17 protein-coding genes are annotated in these 18737 nt (G+C 56.6%); 14 read left to right on the forward strand and 3 right to left on the reverse strand.

Annotated features, from left to right (window positions below; genetic code table 11):
* Positions 1 to 3: 3 nt before the first annotated feature.
* From MKI83_RS15565 to lpxC, 4 genes are all read left to right on the forward strand, one after another.
* Complete coding sequence (locus MKI83_RS15565) at positions 4 to 876, forward strand: cell division protein FtsQ/DivIB (protein ID WP_241588148.1); 873 nt, start codon at positions 4 to 6, stop codon at positions 874 to 876.
* Positions 877 to 892: 16 nt separating this feature from the next.
* Positions 893 to 2131: a cell division protein FtsA gene (ftsA, locus tag MKI83_RS15570; protein WP_241588149.1), complete on the forward strand. Its 1239-nt coding sequence runs from the start codon at positions 893 to 895 to the stop codon at positions 2129 to 2131.
* Between the two features lie 55 nt (positions 2132 to 2186).
* On the forward strand, positions 2187 to 3374 hold the full coding sequence (gene ftsZ, locus MKI83_RS15575; protein WP_241588150.1) for a cell division protein FtsZ: 1188 nt from the start codon (positions 2187 to 2189) through the stop codon (positions 3372 to 3374).
* Between the two features lie 112 nt (positions 3375 to 3486).
* Positions 3487 to 4398: a UDP-3-O-acyl-N-acetylglucosamine deacetylase gene (gene lpxC, locus MKI83_RS15580; protein WP_241588152.1), complete on the forward strand. Its 912-nt coding sequence runs from the start codon at positions 3487 to 3489 to the stop codon at positions 4396 to 4398.
* A gap of 273 nt (positions 4399 to 4671) precedes the next feature.
* Here the strand turns inward: lpxC and MKI83_RS15585 are convergent, their stop codons facing one another.
* Positions 4672 to 5190, reverse strand: coding sequence for an outer membrane protein assembly factor BamE (locus MKI83_RS15585; RefSeq protein ID WP_241588153.1), 519 nt, complete (start codon positions 5188 to 5190; stop codon positions 4672 to 4674).
* A gap of 99 nt (positions 5191 to 5289) precedes the next feature.
* Between MKI83_RS15585 and fur the strand changes: the two genes are divergently transcribed.
* The gene (gene fur, locus MKI83_RS15590) at positions 5290 to 5700 is read left to right on the forward strand and encodes a ferric iron uptake transcriptional regulator (RefSeq protein WP_241588154.1); all 411 of its coding nucleotides are present in this window, start codon (positions 5290 to 5292) and stop codon (positions 5698 to 5700) included.
* 65 nt (positions 5701 to 5765) lie between these two features.
* Here the strand turns inward: fur and recN are convergent, their stop codons facing one another.
* Positions 5766 to 7439, reverse strand: a complete 1674-nt coding sequence (gene recN, locus MKI83_RS15595) for a DNA repair protein RecN (protein WP_241588155.1) — start codon at positions 7437 to 7439, stop codon at positions 5766 to 5768.
* A gap of 164 nt (positions 7440 to 7603) precedes the next feature.
* On the opposite strand from recN, the gene grpE reads away from it, so the two are divergent.
* From grpE to MKI83_RS15635, 8 genes are all read left to right on the forward strand, one after another.
* Positions 7604 to 8167, forward strand: coding sequence for a nucleotide exchange factor GrpE (gene grpE / locus MKI83_RS15600; RefSeq protein WP_241588156.1), 564 nt, complete (start codon positions 7604 to 7606; stop codon positions 8165 to 8167).
* Between the two features lie 99 nt (positions 8168 to 8266).
* Positions 8267 to 10183: a molecular chaperone DnaK gene (gene dnaK / locus MKI83_RS15605; protein ID WP_241588157.1), complete on the forward strand. Its 1917-nt coding sequence runs from the start codon at positions 8267 to 8269 to the stop codon at positions 10181 to 10183.
* 81 nt (positions 10184 to 10264) lie between these two features.
* A complete protein-coding gene (gene dnaJ / locus MKI83_RS15610) occupies positions 10265 to 11398 on the forward strand; it encodes a molecular chaperone DnaJ (protein ID WP_241588158.1) in 1134 nt (377 codons plus the stop codon).
* 59 nt (positions 11399 to 11457) lie between these two features.
* A complete protein-coding gene (dapB, locus tag MKI83_RS15615) occupies positions 11458 to 12261 on the forward strand; it encodes a 4-hydroxy-tetrahydrodipicolinate reductase (protein ID WP_241588159.1) in 804 nt (267 codons plus the stop codon).
* 188 nt (positions 12262 to 12449) lie between these two features.
* Positions 12450 to 13586 (forward strand): glutamine-hydrolyzing carbamoyl-phosphate synthase small subunit, encoded by a 1137-nt coding sequence (carA, locus tag MKI83_RS15620; protein ID WP_241588160.1) that lies wholly within the window; start codon positions 12450 to 12452, stop codon positions 13584 to 13586.
* A gap of 33 nt (positions 13587 to 13619) precedes the next feature.
* Entirely contained in the window at positions 13620 to 16844 is a 3225-nt protein-coding gene (carB, locus tag MKI83_RS15625; protein ID WP_241588161.1) for a carbamoyl-phosphate synthase large subunit, read from the forward strand.
* Entirely contained in the window at positions 16841 to 17314 is a 474-nt protein-coding gene (gene greA / locus MKI83_RS15630) for a transcription elongation factor GreA (protein ID WP_241588163.1), read from the forward strand. Before carB ends, greA begins: the two co-directional genes overlap by 4 nt.
* A 43-nt stretch (positions 17315 to 17357) precedes the next feature.
* On the forward strand, positions 17358 to 17738 hold the full coding sequence (locus tag MKI83_RS15635; protein ID WP_241588164.1) for a DUF4149 domain-containing protein: 381 nt from the start codon (positions 17358 to 17360) through the stop codon (positions 17736 to 17738).
* Here MKI83_RS15635 and MKI83_RS15640 read toward each other — a convergent pair.
* Positions 17719 to 18030, reverse strand: a complete 312-nt coding sequence (locus MKI83_RS15640) for a YhbY family RNA-binding protein (protein WP_241588166.1) — start codon at positions 18028 to 18030, stop codon at positions 17719 to 17721. The genes MKI83_RS15635 and MKI83_RS15640 overlap by 20 nt on opposite strands.
* A gap of 76 nt (positions 18031 to 18106) precedes the next feature.
* Between MKI83_RS15640 and rlmE the strand changes: the two genes are divergently transcribed.
* Positions 18107 to 18727 (forward strand): 23S rRNA (uridine(2552)-2'-O)-methyltransferase RlmE, encoded by a 621-nt coding sequence (gene rlmE, locus MKI83_RS15645; protein WP_241588168.1) that lies wholly within the window; start codon positions 18107 to 18109, stop codon positions 18725 to 18727.
* The last annotated feature ends 10 nt before the right edge of the window (positions 18728 to 18737 follow it).

Consider the following 18737-nt stretch of genomic DNA (forward strand, 5'->3'; position numbering starts at 1 on the left):
CCGATGCGCGCCGATCCGAGTTTGCGTCACAGCCATAGCCCAGCCCGCGGGAGCAAAAAAGCTCCGGCGCGCGGGGCTAGCCGTGTCGTGGCTCGGCCGCCGCTGCGTGAGCGCGTGAGTATCAGCTGGCCCAGCTTCAGTTGGCAGGGTTTTAAGCGTGTGAGCTGGCCTGTGCTATTGGTCTTGTTTGGCTATGGCAGCTATGAGCTGGCGCAGCGAGTGCTGCCCTACGCGGACCGGCCGATTGCGCGCATCAGTGTGCAAGGCGATTTAAGTTACGTCAGCCAGCAGGCAGTGCAGCAGCGTATGGCGCCGTTTATCCAAGCCAGCTTCTTTCACGTGGATATTCCTGGCATGCAGCACAGCTTGGAGCAAATGCCGTGGATTGCCCGCGTTGAAGTGCGGCGCGTTTGGCCTGATCAAGTGCAAGTGCATTTAGAAGAGCAGCTGCCGGTGGCGCGCTGGGGTAACGAAGCCCTGTTGAATAACGCCGGTGAAGCGTTTGCCCCGGATGAAGTCGCCAACTACCAGCATTTGCCCAAGTTGTGGGGGCCACGTCGTGCGCAGCACCGCGTGATGCAGGAATACCAGATGCTCAGCCAGATCCTGCGACCGTATGGGTTTTCTATCAGCCGCTTAGAGCAGCGCGAGCATGGCAGCTGGCACTTATATACCGCGCAAGGCATGGAAATCGTTCTCGGCAGCAGTCATTTGATCGAAAAAATGCGGCGTTTCGTGGTGATTTACGACAAAGCGCTGAAAAACAAGAAAGACCAGGTTGCTCGTGTCGACCTGCGCTACCAGCAAGGATTGGCGGTGGCATGGCGCGAACCCGCAACCCCTGAGGCGCCTGCGCAAGCTGCGCAGACCCTGTAACGGAGTGAGAACAAGAATGGCAAACGTGCAGCAGAACAGGATGATCGTCGCGCTCGATATCGGCACCAGCAAAGTGGTGTGTCTGGTCGGTGAGATCGGTGCCGAAGGCGAGTTGGAAGTGGTCGGCATCGGCACGCAGCCCGCGCGTGGGATGAAAAAAGGCGTGGTGGTCAATATTGAGTCCACCGTGCAATCGATCCAGCGCGCCGTAGAAGAGGCCGAACTGATGGCCGGCTGCCGTATCCATTCAGCTTATGTCGGGATTTCCGGTAATCACATTCGCAGCATGAACTCGCACGGAATCGTGGCGATTCGTGATCGTGAAGTCAGTCCTGCCGATATCGAACGGGTGATGGATGCGGCGCAAGCGGTGGCAATTCCAGCGGATCAACGCGTACTGCACACGCTGCCGCAAGACTATGTGATCGACAATCAAGAGGGCGTGCGCGAGCCTCTGGGGATGTCGGGTGTGCGCCTAGAAGCCAAAGTGCACGTGGTGACTTGCGCGACCAACGCGGCGCAAAACATCGAAAAGTGCGTGCGCCGCTGCGGCTTAGAAGTCGATGACATGACACTAGAACAGCTGGCTTCCAGCTATCCCGTGTTGACCGAAGACGAGCGCGAGCTCGGGGTGTGCTTGGTCGATATCGGTGGTGGCACAACAGATATTGCCATCTTTACCGAAGGTGCCATCCGCCATACCTCGGTTATCCCGATTGCTGGCGATCAAGTCACCAATGACATTGCCATGGCGCTGCGTACGCCGACGCAATACGCCGAAGAAATCAAAGTGCGTTACGCCTGTGCGCTAGCCAAGTTAACCGGCGCCGGTGAAACCATCAAAGTGCCCAGTGTGGGCGATCGTCCACCGCGCGAATTGTCTCGCCAAGCGCTGGCAGAGGTCGTTGAGCCGCGTTATGACGAACTTTTTACCTTAGTTCAGGCTGAACTTCGCCGTAGTGGCTATGAGGCATTAATTCCAGCTGGCATAGTACTCACGGGCGGAACGGCCAAGATGGAAGGCGCTGTCGAACTGGCTGAGGAAATATTCCATATGCCAGTGCGTTTAGGCATGCCGCAAGCAATTAAGGGCTTGGCGGATGTCGTGCGTAATCCAATTTATTCGACGAGTGTGGGGCTCTTGCACTACGCCATGCGCAAGCAGGCACAAGGCAAGCCATCAAGCTCGTTCAACCCAGAACCTGACGTCCCAGTGCTAGAAAGGATCAAGCGCTGGGTACAGGGGAATTTCTGACGCACAGCCCATGTGCGGACAGATGTAGGCGACTATAAGAGAGAAGGAGAGGGGCATGTTCGAATTAGTGGATAACAACGGACAAAGTGCAGTTATTAAGGTCATCGGTGTTGGTGGCGGCGGCGGTAATGCCGTTAATCACATGATTCAAAACAACATCGAAGGCGTGGAATTTATTTGTGCCAACACCGACGCCCAAGCGCTGAAAAGCATTGGCGCGCGCACTGTGTTGCAGCTTGGCCCCAGCGTTACCAAGGGCTTAGGTGCAGGCACCAACCCAGAGATCGGCCGTAGCGCAGCGCTAGAAGACCGTGATCGCATCACCGAAGTGCTGCAAGGCGCTGACATGGTGTTTATCACCACGGGCATGGGCGGCGGTACTGGTACGGGCGCAGCGCCTGTGATTGCCGAAGTGGCCAAAGAAATGGGCATCCTGACCGTGGCTGTGGTCACGCGTCCGTTCCCCTTTGAAGGTCGTAAGCGCATGCAAGTGGCTGAAGAAGGCATTCGCGCACTGGCTGAGCAGGTTGACTCGCTGATCACCATTCCCAACGAGAAACTGCTGACCATCCTCGGCAAAGATGCCAGCTTATTGTCTGCCTTCGCCAAGGCTGACGATGTGTTGATGGGTGCCGTGCGCGGTATTTCTGACATCATCGCGCGTCCGGGCATGATGAACGTCGACTTTGCCGACGTGAAAACCGTGATGAGCGAAATGGGCATGGCGATGATGGGTACCGGCTCTGCTACCGGCACTAACCGTGCCCGTGAGGCGACCGAAGCCGCTATTCGCAATCCCTTGCTGGAAGATATCAACCTGCACGGTGCGCGCGGCATTCTGGTGAACATCACCGCAGGTCCTGATCTGTCATTGGGTGAATACGCCACTGTCGGCGAAATCATCGAAGACATCGCTTCCGATGCCGCCACTGTGAAAGTGGGTACTGTGATTGATCCGGATATGCGCGATGAGCTGCACGTGACAGTGGTCGCCACTGGCTTGGGTCAGCGTATCGAGAAGCCGGTTAAAGTCGTGGATAACACCACTGCAGCCGCAGCGCCGGTGACGCCTTCTCAGGCAGCCGCGCGCTCAGCAGATCACGCGGCAGTGAACTATCGCGATTTAGATCGTCCAACGGTAATGCGTAACCAAGGTGGTGCTGCCACCGCGGCGAAGCTAAACCCGCAGGATGATTTGGATTATTTAGACATCCCTGCCTTCTTGCGCCGTCAGGCTGATTGATGCCCTCAATCAGCCTTATAACGCTGTTGAGTATTCAACTTAAGTCGGCTCTGCTAACATGTTCGACCTTTGTTGATAATGGTTCGCAGCCAGCACAAGTAGTAGTGACTGAATGATTAGACAACGCACGCTCAAAAATACCATCCGCGCCACTGGCGTGGGTCTGCACTCCGGAGAGAAGGTGTACCTCACCTTGAAACCTGCTCCGGTTGATACGGGTATCGTTTTTTGTCGCACAGACCTGGACCCTATGGTTCAGATTCCGGCGCGCGCTGAAAACGTGGGCGAGACGTTGCTATCGACAACCCTCACCATTGGTGAGGCAAAAGTAGATACGGTTGAGCACTTGCTGTCGGCCATGGCAGGGGTGGGTATCGATAACGCCTACGTCGAGATCTCCGCCTCTGAAGTGCCAATCATGGATGGTAGCGCCGGGCCTTTCGTGTTCTTGCTGCAATCGGCAGGGATTCAAGAACAAGAGCAAGCGAAAAAGTTCATCCGTATCAAGCGCGAAGTCACCGTTGAAGACGGTGAAAAGCGCGCTACCTTCTTGCCGTTTGACGGTTTTAAGGTGACTTTTGAGATCGATTTTGATCATCCGGTTTTCCACGGCCGCACGCAAAAGGCCAGCGTTGACTTCTCCAGCACCTCGTTTGTGAAAGAAGTCAGTCGTGCACGCACCTTCGGTTTCATGCGTGATATCGAATACTTGCGTACGCAAAATCTGGCCTTGGGCGGTAGCGTGGATAACGCCATCGTGGTGGATGAGTTCCGCGTGCTGAATGAAGACGGCCTTCGTTATGAAGACGAGTTCGTGAAGCACAAGATTCTCGACGCCATCGGCGACTTGTACTTGCTGGGTAACAGTTTGATTGGTGAGTTCCGTGGCTTTAAGTCAGGCCACGCGTTAAACAACCAGTTGCTGCGCGCTTTGATTGCCGATACTGAGGCATGGGAAGTGGTTACGTTTGACGATGCGCGCACGGCGCCTATCTCGTATATGCGACCTGCAGCAGCGGGCTGAGTTTTAGCTCTCTCTCTTAAAAATACCCCGACTTGTTCGGGGTATTTTTTTGTCCCTAGATAGCGGGTCTGTTACTCCGCAGTCGATGGGGTCTTATGCGGTGGCGGCGGTTTAAATGACACGACAAGCTCTGGCGTATCTATCGGCTGTATTGCTTGAGATTGCCCCCGCAGCGTGTGGCTAACATGCTCTGCGCAAGCAGCCAGTAGGCTTGAGCGGGTTGCAAAAAAAAGCCTGCGCATTGCGCAGGCTTTTTTGTCAGAGCATCGAAGCTTATTCGACTTCTAGAGGCTCAGGTGTTGGCACGGGCGTGGCTTTGACTTCGTCCACTTCGCGCTGAATTTCTTCAAGCAGGCTGCCGGGTGCTGGGCGCTCGCTGGGTTGGGCGGCCTCGTTAGGTTCGGTGGCGTTGACCTCGGTGTTGCTGGTGCCGCCCATGATGGCTTCGTTGCGGCTGACGCCTGGCATGAAATCGCCTGAGAGGCCGGCTAGCGTCAGCTCGTCATTGAAGTACAGCGCAACGCGCTCCTGCTGGCGTGTGCCGCCGCCGGGTTGGATGCTGTAGAGATAGTCCCAGCGCAATGGGTGGAAGGTATCTTGCAGCAGCGGGTTGCCCATGATGAAGCGCACTTGGCGCTGCGTCATCCCTGGGCGCAATTGGTCTATCATGTCTTGCGTTACTACGTTGCCCTGCTGGATGTCGAGCTTGTAGACACCAGGAAAGGAAAAGGAGCATCCGGAAAGGGCGAGGGCGCTGCCAATTACGGCGAGCATGATCTTCAACTTTTGCATCGGTTGGCGACTTCCACTATCTTGCGGGCAATCAAAGCCCAAGATCATACCTGCATATTCCGGCGCTGCGAAGCGTAGGATGGCGAGAAGCGAAAGACTATGGAAAACAATGAACTGCGTAAGGTCGGATTAAAAGTAACTTTGCCACGGGTGAAGATACTGCAAATGCTCGATTCGGCTGACCAGCGCCACATGAGCGCTGAAGATGTTTACAAGTCCTTGATGGAAGCTGGCGAGGATGTCGGTCTGGCCACGGTTTACCGCGTTCTGACACAGTTTGAGGCGGCAGGCTTAGTGGAGCGGCATAACTTCGACGGCGGTCATGCGGTGTTTGAGCTGGCGGACAGCGGTCACCATGATCACATGGTGGATGTCGATTCGGGTGAGGTGATCGAGTTTTGTGACCCGGAGATCGAGCGACGCCAGCGTGAAATTGTCAAAGAGCACGGTTTTGAGTTGGTTGATCACAACCTGGTGCTTTATGTACGCAAGCCGCGCCAAAAAGAATAAGTAAGTGACAAGTTAAAAAGGGTGCCCAGTGGCACCCTTTTTAGCTCTTGCATTGGCCTGCTCAATTAATGGCGAGCCGTACTGACCATTTGTCTGGCGTGGGCGATGGATTCTTCGGTCAGGTCGATGCCGCCTAGCATGCGCGCGACTTCTTCGATCCGCTCATCGTCGCTTAAGCAGCGCACGGCGCTTTGCGTGCTGTCTGTGCCGCGCTCTTTGTACACAAATAGATGTTGATGCCCTTGCGCGGCCACCTGCGGCAAGTGCGTCACGGTCAGTACTTGGCCGCGTGCGCCGAGTTGGCGTAGCAGTTGGCCTACCACTTCAGCGGTGGGGCCGCCGATGCCGACATCCACCTCATCAAAGACTAGCGTGGGTACGCGCGAGGTTTGCGCCGTAATCACTTGTATGGCGAGGCTGATGCGCGACAGTTCACCGCCGGAGGCGACTTTAGCCAGTGGCTTGATCGGTTGTCCCGGGTTGGCGCTGACCAAAAAATCAATCTGCTCAGTGCCGTGGGGGTGTGGCTCTAGGTTGCTGTGTGCTTTTAGCTGAATGGCAAATTGTCCGCCAGGCATGCCCAGCAACTGCATTTGCTCGCTCACGGCGGCGCTAAGTGCGTTGGCAGCGGCTTGGCGTAAGTCGCTTAAGGCTTGTGCTTTTTCGTGGTAGTGCCGTGCGTACGCGTCGAGCTCTTGTTGCAGTCGTTCGCCGGCTTGGTCGTCAGCGTTGAGGCTTTCCACTTCGTCGAGCAATTGCTGTTGTAAGTCGAGTAATTGGTCGGGGTTAACTTTGTGCTTGCGCGCCAGTTGGTAGATCAAACTCAGGCGTTCTTCGATGTCTTGTAAGCGCTGTGGGTCGGCCTCGAAGTGGTCGAGAAAGCGGTGTAACTCGCCGACAGCTTCTTCGACTTGTATTTGCGCGCTGCTGAGTAAGTTGCTGGCTTCGCTCAGTGCGGCGTTTTGACTTTGTAGGTTGCTGAGGCGATTTAGGCTGGTGTTGAGTGATGACAGCACGTTGCCGGCGTCGTTGTCGGCGCATAGGTCGATAATTTGTTGGCAGCTGGCGAGCAACACTTCGGCGTTGCTGAGCTCGCGCTGTTGTTGCTCTAGGCGCTCTAGTTCATTGTCGCCAAGGCTCAGACTTTCCAACTCATCCAGTTGATAGGTGAGTAGTTGAAGGCGTGCTTGCTGCTCGTCGCTGCTGCTGGTGGCCTTGTGCAGAGCCTGTTGGGTTTGTCGCCAGCGCTGGGCAGCCAGTTGCACCTGATGGGCGAGCTCGGCGGCACCGGCGTAGTTATCCAGCAGGCGGCGGTGGGTGTCGCTTTTCAACAGTGATTGATGTTCGTGCTGACTGTGGATGTCGATCAGCAGTTCGCCTAGCTCGCGCAAGTCGGCTTGTGGTGACGGTGTGCCGTTGATGTAGCCGCGCGAGCGGCCTTCGCTGGTGATCACGCGGCGCAGGATGACTTGCTCGTCGTCACCTAAATCGCGGTTGTTCAGCCATTCGCGGGCCTCGGGGATTTGGCTGATGTCGAAGGTCGCCAGTATGTCAGCTTTGTCGCTGCTGGGGCGCACGATACCGCTGTCGGTGCGGTCGCCCAGTGCTAGCCCTAGTGCGCCGAGCATGATGGATTTGCCCGCCCCTGTTTCGCCGGTGATGGCGCTCATGCCGGGGGCAAGTTCGAGATCAAGTTGTTCAACGATGGCGTAGTTGCGAATGGCCAGGTGCACCAGCATAACGTGGCTCTCCGTAGGAGTCTGGTTATTTGTACAGTAGTTTGCGCGTGCTTGCGTGCTTGTGCAAGTGCCGAAAAATATTCTCTTGAAATACCGGGAGATGCCCCCATATCTAAGCGCAGAGCGGGCGTGCCCGAGTTTAGTTTTTTGTTGAGGAGTGAGTAATGGCTGACGAGCAAAGCGTAGATACCTCGCCGGAAGATTTGGAACAGCCCGCTGAAGTGCTGGGTGCTGATGCCGAGCGCATCGCTGAGCTGGAAAACCAATTAGCCGAGGCAAAAGAGCAAGTGCTACGCGCGGCTGCTGATGTGCAAAATGCCCGTCGCCGCGCCGAGCAAGACGTTGAGAAGGCGCACAAATTCGCCTTGGAAAAGTTTGCCAATGATTTGCTGCCGGTGGTGGATAGTCTTGAGCGTGGCTTGGAGTTGTCCAATGCCGATGACGACACGCTTAAGCCGATGCGTGAAGGGATGCAGCTAACGCTCAAGGTTTTCCTCGATGCTTTGGAACGTTACCAAGTGCTGCAACTGAATCCGGTTGGCGAGCCATTCAACCCAGAGCAACATCAAGCCATGGTGATGGAAGAAAGCGCCACTATGGAGCCTGGCAGTGTGCTGAAGGTTTTCCAGAAGGGTTACAGCCTGAGTGGCCGCTTGTTGCGCCCTGCCATGGTGGTGGTGAGCAAGGCACCGGCTGACGCGCCGCCGTCGATTGACGAGCAGGCTTAACGCGTCCCCTTGAAATGTCGTAAATAGCCCCCACCTATAGGGGCATACATCAAGTTAAACGGCTCAAGTCACGGGCCAAGTCATTGTTAAGAGGTAGTTATGGGCAAGATTATCGGTATTGACCTCGGCACCACCAATTCCTGTGTATCGGTGCTGGAAAACGGCAAAGCAAAAGTTATTGAGAACGCAGAAGGCGCGCGCACTACGCCCTCCATCATCGCCTACACCAATGATGGTGAAACGCTGGTTGGCCAGTCAGCCAAGCGTCAAGCGGTGACCAATCCGCAAAACACCCTGTTTGCGGTGAAGCGTTTGATCGGTCGTCGTTTTGAAGAAGACGTTGTACAGAAAGACATCAAGATGGTGCCTTACACCATCGCCAAAGCCGACAACGGGGACGCTTGGGTTGAGGTGAAGGGCAAGAAGATGGCCCCGCCGCAAATCAGTGCGGAAGTCTTGAAAAAGATGAAGAAGACCGCCGAAGACTACTTGGGTGAAGCCGTCACCGAAGCGGTGATCACCGTACCGGCTTACTTCAACGACAGTCAGCGTCAGGCGACGAAAGATGCCGGTCGCATCGCAGGTCTGGATGTTAAGCGCATCATCAACGAGCCGACGGCTGCGGCACTGGCTTACGGCATGGACAAAGCGCAAGGCGACTCCACCATCGTGGTGTACGACTTGGGTGGCGGTACCTTCGATATTTCGGTGATTGAAATTGCCGAAGTCGATGGCGAGCACCAGTTCGAAGTGTTGGCCACTAACGGCGACACCTTCTTGGGTGGTGAAGACTTTGACATGCGCTTGATTGAGTTTCTGGCTGAGGAATTCAAGAAGGAAGCCGGTATCGACCTTAAGGGCGACCCGCTGGCGATGCAGCGCCTGAAAGAAGCTGCAGAAAAAGCCAAGATCGAGCTGTCTTCTAGCACCCAGACCGACGTTAACCTGCCGTACATCACTGCCGATGCGACCGGCCCTAAGCACCTGAACGTGAAAATCTCGCGTGCCAAGCTTGAAGCGCTGGTTGAAGATTTGGTTGAGCGCACCATCGAGCCTTGCCGTGTGGCGCTGAAAGACGCTGGCCTGAACGTCAGCGAGATCAGCGAAGTGATTTTGGTGGGTGGTCAAACCCGTATGCCGCTGGTGCAAAAGCGCGTGGCGGACTTCTTCGGTAAAGAAACCCGCAAAGACGTTAACCCCGATGAAGCGGTTGCCATGGGCGCGGCGATTCAGGGCGCGGTGTTGGCGGGTGACGTTAAAGACGTACTGCTGCTAGACGTGTCACCGCTGACCTTGGGTATCGAAACCTTGGGCGGCGTGATGACCTCGTTGATCGAGAAGAACACCACTATCCCGACCAAGAAGTCGCAAGTGTTCTCGACCGCTGACGACAACCAAGGTGCCGTGACCATTCACGTGCTGCAGGGTGAGCGTAAGCAGGCTGGTCAGAACAAGTCGCTGGGCCGCTTTGATCTGGCGGAAATCCCGCCGGCACCGCGCGGCGTGCCGCAGATCGAAGTGACCTTCGATATCGACGCTAACGGCATCCTGCATGTGTCAGCCAAAGACAAGGCTACCGGTAAGCAGCAGTCGATCGTGATCAAAGCCAACTCGGGTCTGTCGGATGACGAGATCGAAGCCATGGTGCGTGATGCTGAAACTCACGCCGAGGAAGACCGCAAGTTTGAAGAGCTGGCGGCGATTCGCAACCAAGGCGATGGCTTGGTGCATGCCACACGCAAAACCTTGACTGAAGCCGGTGACAAAGCCAGCGCCGACGAGAAGACAGCCATTGAGGCAGCGATCGTCGCTCTGGAAGAAGCGCTGAAAGGCGATGGCAAGGAAGAGATCGAAGCCAAGATCAATGCGCTGTCGGAAGCTTCTTCACCGCTGGTGCAGAAGATGTACGCCGAGCAGGCGGAAAAGGCCGGTGCGGAAGCGCAAGCAGAAGACGCCGCAAAGCCGGCTGACGATGTGGTTGATGCTGAGTTTGAAGAAGTTAAAGACTCCAAGTAAGCGGGTCTAGCTGTCCTGAACAATGCCGGCGCGGGAGTTTCTCCCGCGTTGGCATATCTGGACCACCCGTAAGGAGGGGTAATGGCCAAGCGAGATTTTTACGAGATTCTGGGTGTTGAAAAAGGTGCCAGCGAAGCCGAGCTGAAAAAGGCTTATCGGCGCCTGGCGATGAAGTATCACCCCGACCGTAATCCCGGCGATAAAGAAGCCGAGGATAAGTTCAAAGAAGCCAATGAGGCCTACGAAGTACTGTCCGATGCCAGTAAGCGAGCGGCTTATGATCAGTACGGTCATGCCGGCGTTGATCCGCAAATGGGTGGCGGCGGCTTTGGTGGTGGCGCGGGTGCGGGTAGCTTCTCGGATATCTTTGGGGATGTGTTCAGCGATTTCTTCGGTGGTGCAGGTGGTCGCGGTGGACGCGGCGGCCCGCAGCGCGGCGCGGATTTGCGTTACACCCTAGAGCTTGATTTAGAAGAGGCGGTGCGCGGCACCACGGTGACCATTCGTGTGCCGACACTGGTGGCGTGTAAGCCCTGTGATGGCAGCGGCGCGAAGAAGGGCACCAGTCCGACCACGTGTACGACCTGTGGCGGTATTGGTCAGGTGCGCATGCAGCAGGGTTTCTTCTCGGTGCAGCAAACCTGTCCGCGCTGTCATGGTAGCGGCAAGATGATCACTGACCCGTGTGGCAGCTGTCACGGTCAGGGTCGCGTAGAAGAACAAAAGACCCTGTCGGTTAAAGTGCCGGCGGGCGTGGATAACGGCGATCGCATTCGCTTGACCGGTGAAGGTGAAGCGGGCAGTCCCGGTGCGCCAGCGGGCGACTTGTACGTGGTCGTACAAGTGCGCGAACACGATATTTTCCAGCGTGATGGTCGTAACTTGTACTGCGAAGTGCCGATCAGCTTTGCCGATGCCGCGCTTGGCGGCGAGCTGGAAGTGCCGACGCTGGACGGTCGCGTCAAACTGAAGATCCCTGAAGGTAGCCAAACTGGCAAGCTGTTCCGCTTGCGCGGCAAAGGCGTAGCGCCGGTGCGTGGTGGCGGTCCTGGCGATTTGCTGTGCCGCATTGCGGTGGAAACGCCGATTAACTTGACCAAGCGTCAGCGCGAGCTGCTGGAAGAGTTCCGTGGCTCGTTGAAGGGCGAAGGCAGTCATTCGCCGAAGGCCGACAGTTGGTTTGAGGGCGTGAAGCGCTTCTTTGGTGATCTTTAATCTCGGTGGGCCGCTGATTTTTCAGTGGCCGGCTGCCAGCGAATAGCTTGGAGCAGAGTATGCGACGTATTGCAGTAATGGGTGCCGCAGGGCGCATGGGCAAAACCTTGATTGAGGCGGTGCAGCAAGCGAGCGGCGCAGGGCTGACAGCGGCCGTGGATCGTCCTGACAGCTCGTTGTTGTCTGCGGACGTGGGTGAGCTGGTGGGTATCGGGCGCTTAGGCGTGATGCTCTCCGGTGGCCTCGAGCACGTGCTGGATGATTTCGATGTGCTGATCGATTTCACGCATCCGAGTGTCACCATGGCTAACTTGGCGCTGTGTCGTAGTGCTGGCAAGGCTATGGTGATCGGCACCACCGGGTTTAGTGATGAGCAAAAAGCGGTGCTGCGCGAGGCCGCGCAAGAAATTCCGGTCGTGTTTGCGGCCAACTTCAGCGTTGGTGTGAATTTGTGCTTCAAGCTGCTGGATATGGCCGCTCGCGTGCTGGGTGATGATGTCGATATCGAAGTCATCGAGGCGCATCATCGCCACAAGGTCGATGCCCCTTCCGGCACCGCGCTGCGCATGGGTGAAGTGGTGGCTCAGGCTTTAGGTCGCGATCTCAATAAGGTGGCGGTCTATGGTCGTGAAGGTCAGACCGGTGCGCGTCAGCGCGACACCATCGGCTTTGCGACTGTGCGCGCCGGCGATGTGGTGGGGGATCACACCGTGTTGTTTGCCAGTGAAGGCGAGCGCGTAGAGATCACCCATAAAGCCAGCAGTCGCATGACTTTCGCCAAAGGTGCAGTGCGCGCGGCGCAATGGCTCGAAGGTCAGGCACCTGGCCTGTACGACATGCAAGATGTGCTTGATCTAAACTGATCATCCGCCCTCTAGCGCGGATAAGTGGTGGACCAAAAAGGCCCTTTTCAGTAGACTACTGCTTTAGTGTGCCTCCGCGGTGCGCCACACAATTCGCATAGAAAGCGGGATGATGTTTTTTAATATCATTCCGCTTTTTTACAACCTGCGATTTCTTAAGACTTGCTTATGCTTTTCGGGAGGCCCTCTTGAGCAAGCCAGCCATTCTCGCCCTCGCAGACGGTAGTATTTTTCGCGGTGAGGCAATCGGTGCTGACGGGCAAACCGTCGGTGAAGTGGTATTTAACACTGCCATGACCGGTTACCAGGAAATTCTCACCGACCCGTCGTATGCGCGCCAAATTGTTACCCTGACGTACCCCCATATCGGCAATACCGGTACCACCCCTGAAGACGCGGAAGCTGATCGCGTTTGGGCGGCGGGTCTCGTGATTCGCGATTTGCCCTTGTTGTCGAGCAACTGGCGCAATAAGCAGCCACTGGACGAGTATCTAAAAGCCAATAACGTGGTGGCTATCGCCGGGATTGATACCCGTCGCCTGACCCGCATTCTGCGTGAAAAAGGCTCGCAAAACGGCTGCATCCTTGCGGGTGACAACATCACCGATGAGCAAGCGTTAGAGCTGGCCCGTAGCTTTCCAGGCCTGAAGGGCATGGATTTGGCTAAAGAAGTCACTTGCGAGCAAGCCTATGAATGGCGCTCGGGGGTGTGGAGTCTAGAAACCGATAGCCACCCCGAAGTGGCTGCTGACGCGCTGCCCTACCACGTGGTGGCGTATGACTTCGGCGTTAAGTTGAACATCCTGCGCATGCTGGTAGCGCGCGGCTGCCGTCTCACGGTGGTGCCGGCTAAGACCAGTGCGGCGGATGTTCTGGCGCTGAATCCCGATGGTGTGTTCTTGTCCAACGGTCCAGGCGATCCAGAGCCTTGCGATTACGCGATCAAGGCAATCCAAGAGATCTTGGAAACCGAGATCCCTGTGTTTGGTATTTGCTTGGGCCATCAATTGCTGGCGCTGGCCTCCGGTGCCAAAACGATCAAGATGGGTCACGGCCACCACGGTGCCAACCACCCGGTGCAAGATTTGGATTCCGGTGTGGTGATGATCACCAGCCAGAACCACGGTTTTGCGGTGGATGAAAGCAGTCTGCCGACTACCTTGCGTGCTACGCACAAGTCGCTGTTCGATCACACCCTGCAGGGTATCGAACGCACCGATAAGGCGGCTTTCAGCTTCCAAGGCCACCCCGAAGCGAGCCCGGGCCCGCACGATGTTGCGCCGCTGTTTGATCGTTTTATCGACAGCATGGCTAAGCGCCGCTAAGCCGTCCGCGCACAGGAATTCGAGAGTAAGCACATGGCAAAACGTACAGACATAAAAAGCATCCTGATCCTAGGCGCTGGCCCCATCGTGATTGGTCAAGCCTGTGAGTTTGACTACTCCGGCGCGCAGGCGTGTAAAGCGCTGAAGGAAGAGGGTTATCGCGTCATCTTGGTTAACTCTAACCCTGCGACCATCATGACCGATCCGGCCATGGCCGATGCTACCTATATCGAACCGATCAAGTGGCAAACCGTCGCTAAAATCATCGAAGCCGAGCGCCCTGACGCACTACTGCCCACCATGGGTGGTCAGACAGCGTTGAACTGCGCGCTCGACCTTGAAAAGCATGGCGTGCTGGAGAAGTTTGGTGTCGAGATGATTGGCGCTAACGCCGACACCATCGACAAAGCCGAAGATCGCTCGCGCTTTGACAAGGCGATGAAAGACATCGGTCTGGCGTGCCCGCGTTCAGGCATCGCCCACAACATGGACGAAGCCAATGCGGTGCTGGATCAGGTGGGTTTCCCCTGCATCATCCGCCCGTCATTCACTATGGGTGGCACTGGCGGTGGTATCGCCTACAACCGCGAAGAGTTCGAAGAAATTTGCGCCCGTGGTCTGGACTTGTCGCCGACCAAAGAGCTGCTGATTGACGAGTCGTTGATCGGTTGGAAAGAGTACGAGATGGAGGTGGTCCGCGATAAGAAGGACAACTGCATCATCGTCTGCGCCATCGAAAACTTTGACCCGATGGGCGTACACACCGGCGACTCGATCACGGTTGCGCCGGCACAAACGCTGACCGACAAAGAGTACCAAATCATGCGTAACGCCTCGTTGGCGGTGCTGCGTGAGATTGGTGTGGAAACCGGCGGTTCCAACGTGCAGTTCGGTATTTGCCCAGACACCGGCCGCATGGTGGTGATCGAGATGAACCCGCGCGTGTCGCGTTCGTCGGCATTGGCCTCTAAGGCAACGGGCTTTCCGATCGCTAAGATCGCCGCCAAGCTGGCCGTGGGTTACACCCTCGATGAGCTGCAAAACGACATTACCGGTGGCGCAACGCCGGCCTCGTTTGAGCCGGCTATCGACTACGTCGTGACTAAGATCCCGCGTTTCGCCTTCGAGAAATTCCCCAAGGCCGACGCGCGCTTGACCACACAGATGAAGTCGGTCGGTGAAGTAATGGCCATCGGCCGTACCTTCCAAGAATCGCTGCAAAAGGCCCTGCGTGGCCTAGAAGTTGGCGTGGCCGGTCTTGATCCTAAGCTGGACATGAACGACGCCGAAGCCGACAGCGTGCTCAAGCGCGAGCTGACCGTGCCCGGTGCAGAGCGTATCTGGTACATCGGTGACGCATTCCGTGCCGGTTTGAGCATTGATGAGGTTTTTGCGCTGACCAAGATCGATCCATGGTTCTTGGTCCAGCTGGAAGATCTGATTAAAGACGAGCAGCGCATTAAGAGTTTGAGCCTGTCGAGCATTGAACGTGACGACATGTACAAGCTCAAGCGCAAAGGTTTCTCCGATACCCGTTTGGCTAAGTTGCTGGGCGTGACCGAGAAAACCCTGCGTCGCCAGCGCCACAAGCTGGAAGTCTTCCCGGTGTACAAGCGTGTGGATACCTGTGCGGCTGAGTTCGCGACTTCTACCGCTTACATGTACTCCACCTATGAAGAAGAGTGCGAAGCGCAGCCGTCGAGTCGTGACAAGATCATGGTCCTCGGTGGCGGCCCCAACCGCATTGGTCAAGGCATCGAGTTCGATTATTGCTGCGTGCACGCCGCGCTGGCGATGCGCGAAGACGGTTACGAGACCATCATGGTCAACTGTAATCCGGAAACCGTATCAACCGACTACGACACCTCGGATCGCCTGTACTTCGAGCCGGTGACCTTGGAAGACGTGTTGGAAATCGTCCGTGTTGAACAACCCAAGGGTGTGATCGTGCAGTACGGCGGCCAGACGCCGTTGAAGCTGGCGCGCGCCCTAGAAGAAGCCGGCGTGCCGATTATTGGTACCTCGCCCGATGCGATTGACCGCGCTGAAGACCGTGAACGCTTCCAGCAAATGGTGGAGCGCCTGAACTTGCGTCAGCCGCCGAACAGCACCGCGCGCAGCGAAGAAGAAGCCCTGCGTGGCGCCAATAGCATTGGCTACCCGCTGGTGGTGCGCCCGTCGTATGTCTTGGGCGGCCGCGCGATGGAAATCGTCTACAGCGACGACGAGCTCAAGCGCTACATGCGCGAAGCAGTGCAGGTGTCGAACGACAGCCCGGTCTTGCTGGATCACTTCCTCAACTGTGCGATCGAAGTCGATATCGACGCGGTCAGTGACGGTAAGCAAGTGGTGATCGGCGCAATCATGCAGCACATCGAGCAAGCCGGCGTGCACTCCGGTGACTCGGCTTGTTCGTTGCCGCCGTACTCACTGCCGAAGCACATTCAAGATGAAATCCGCAGCCAAGTCGCCAAAATGGCGCTGGAGCTGGGCGTGGTTGGCTTGATGAACGTGCAGATGGCCGTGCAGGGCGAAGACATCTACGTGATTGAGGTCAACCCGCGTGCCTCGCGTACTGTGCCGTTTGTGTCCAAGTGCATTGGCACCTCGTTGGCCAAAGTCGCGGCACGGGCGATGGCCGGTAAAACGTTGCAAGAGCTGAACTTCACCAGCGAAGTGGTACCGCCGTACTTTAGCGTTAAAGAAGCGGTGTTCCCGTTCGCTAAGTTCCCAGGTGTTGACCCGATTCTCGGCCCTGAGATGAAGTCTACCGGTGAGGTGATGGGCGTGGGTGATAGCTTCGGCGAAGCGTTCGCCAAAGCGCAGTTCGGTGCGAGCGAGCCGGTACCTTCTGGCGGTTGCGCCTTTATTAGTGTGCGTGAGGCTGATAAGCCTGAAGTCGCTGCTGTGGCTAAGAGCTTGGTTGAGCTGGGCTTTGAAGTGGTTGCCACGGCGGGCACGGCGAAAATGATCGAGGCTGCCGGCATTGCCGTACGCCGCGTGAATAAGGTCACCGAAGGTCGTCCGCACATTGTCGATATGATCAAGAACGAAGAAGTGACCTTGATCATTAATACCACTGAGGGGCGTCAGTCGATTGCTGACTCTTACTCGATTCGCCGCAATGCGCTGCAGCATAAGGTGTTCTGCACCACAACGCTGGCAGCCGGTGAGGCGATCTGTGAGGCCCTCAAGTTTGGTCCTGAGCGCACCGTGCGTCGCTTGCAGGATCTGCATGCAGGAATCAATAAGGCATGAAATACCCCATGACACTCCAGGGCTCGCGAGCCCTGGAAGAGGAGTTAAAGCACCTCAAGGGCGAGCTGCGCCCACAAATCAGCCAAGCTATCGCCGAGGCGCGTGAGTTGGGCGACCTGAAAGAAAATGCCGAATACCATGCTGCGCGTGAGCAGCAAGGCATGGTGGAAGCGCGTATTCGTGACATCGAGGGCAAGCTGTCGAATGCCCAGGTAATCGATGTCACCAGCATTCCTCATAGCGGCAAGGTGATCTTCGGCACCACGGTGGATATTGCTAATTGCGATACCGGTGAAGAAGTGACCTACCAAATCGTCGGTGACGACGAGGCGGATATTAAAGTCAGCAAAATCTCGGTGAACTCACCGATCGCCCGCGCCCTCATCGGCAAAGAAGAGGGTGAAGTGGTTAACGTGCAAACGCCAGGCGGCTTAGTGGAGTACGAGATCGTTGAGGTCAAGCATCTCTAACGCTGCGCGCCCAGCATCGCCGGCGGTGATGCTGGGTTGGCCTATGCTGCAAATGCTCTGGGTTGGTGGTTTGTGGGCGCTGCAGTTTTTGCTGTTGCCCGCGCTCGAGCAGTACCAGCTAGCGCCGATGCTAGTGCATGGCTTGGCCGACTATCTGCGTGAGTTGGTGGTGGGTTTGGCGCTGGTCGCATCTTTGCTGCAGTGTTTACTACTGGTGCGGGTGCATCGTTTAGCCAGTCTGTGGCTTGAGTTGCGTGGGCAGTTGCTGGTGGCGTGTGTGCTGTTGGCGGCCACTTACTTGTTGGTGGCGGCAGCGGGCTTAAACAGCGCGCGTTGGCTAACCTTTAACTACACCGTGTTGGCCTTGCTCGGGCTGATGTTGGTCATGCAGCCCGTGCCAGGTTTTACTCAGCGAAGCGCTTAACGTTCGAGAGCTTGGGATTAGCTTTGCGGTTGACGCGGTAGATCAAGGCCAGCTTGCCAATGATTTGCACCAGATCAGCATTAACCTGCTGGCACAGTGCATTCATCAGTTCAAGGCGAGGCTCGCGCTCGGTGATACTAAAGCGCACCTTGATCAGTTCGTGGTCATGCAAGGCGCGCTCGGTTTCGCTCACGACGCCTTCCGACAAGCCGTTACCGGCCACCATCACCACTGGCTTCAAATGATGGCCAATTTGCTTGAAACGTTTTTTTTGGTCCTGCGTAAGCGACATAATTAATAGGTATCCGGTCAAAGGGCGCTGATTCTACCTTAGCTGCCCCGGCCCGCCTAGCAAGAGAGGTAGCCTTGTGGCCCGTTCCAAAAGTAGTCATCGCTGGCTACGCGAACATTTTAACGACCCCTACGTAAAGCAAGCACAGCAGGACGGCTACCGTTCGCGTGCTAGCTATAAGCTGTTGGAAATGCAGGAAAAAGATCGCCTGATCAAGTCTGGCATGACCGTTTTGGACTTGGGCGCAGCGCCCGGCGGTTGGTCGCAGGTGGTCAGTCGGCTGATTGGTGAGAGCGGTCGCTTGATCGCATCGGATATTTTACCGATGGACGGTATCGCCGATGTGACCTTTATTCAGGGTGACTTTACCGACGACGGTGTGTTTGCCGAAATCCTCGCCGCGATCGATGAACAGCCGGTAGACCTTGTTATTTCCGACATGGCCCCCAATATGAGTGGTGTAGCCGTCGCCGATCAGGTGAAAGCCATGTACTTGTGCGAATTAGCCTTGGATATGGCCGCGCGCGTATTGCGTCCTGGTGGCGACTTTTTGATCAAGGCGTTCCACGGTGAGGGCTTTGACCAGTACTTACGGGATATGCGCAGCCAGTATGACAAGGTTGTCGTGCGTAAGCCGACCGCCTCGCGTGATCGCTCGCGGGAGCAGTACTTGCTTGGGCGCGGCTTTAAAGGCTGATGACATATTT

It is taken from the genome of Atopomonas sediminilitoris (assembly GCF_022601735.1).
Taxonomy (GTDB): Bacteria; Pseudomonadota; Gammaproteobacteria; order Pseudomonadales; family Pseudomonadaceae; genus Atopomonas; species Atopomonas sediminilitoris.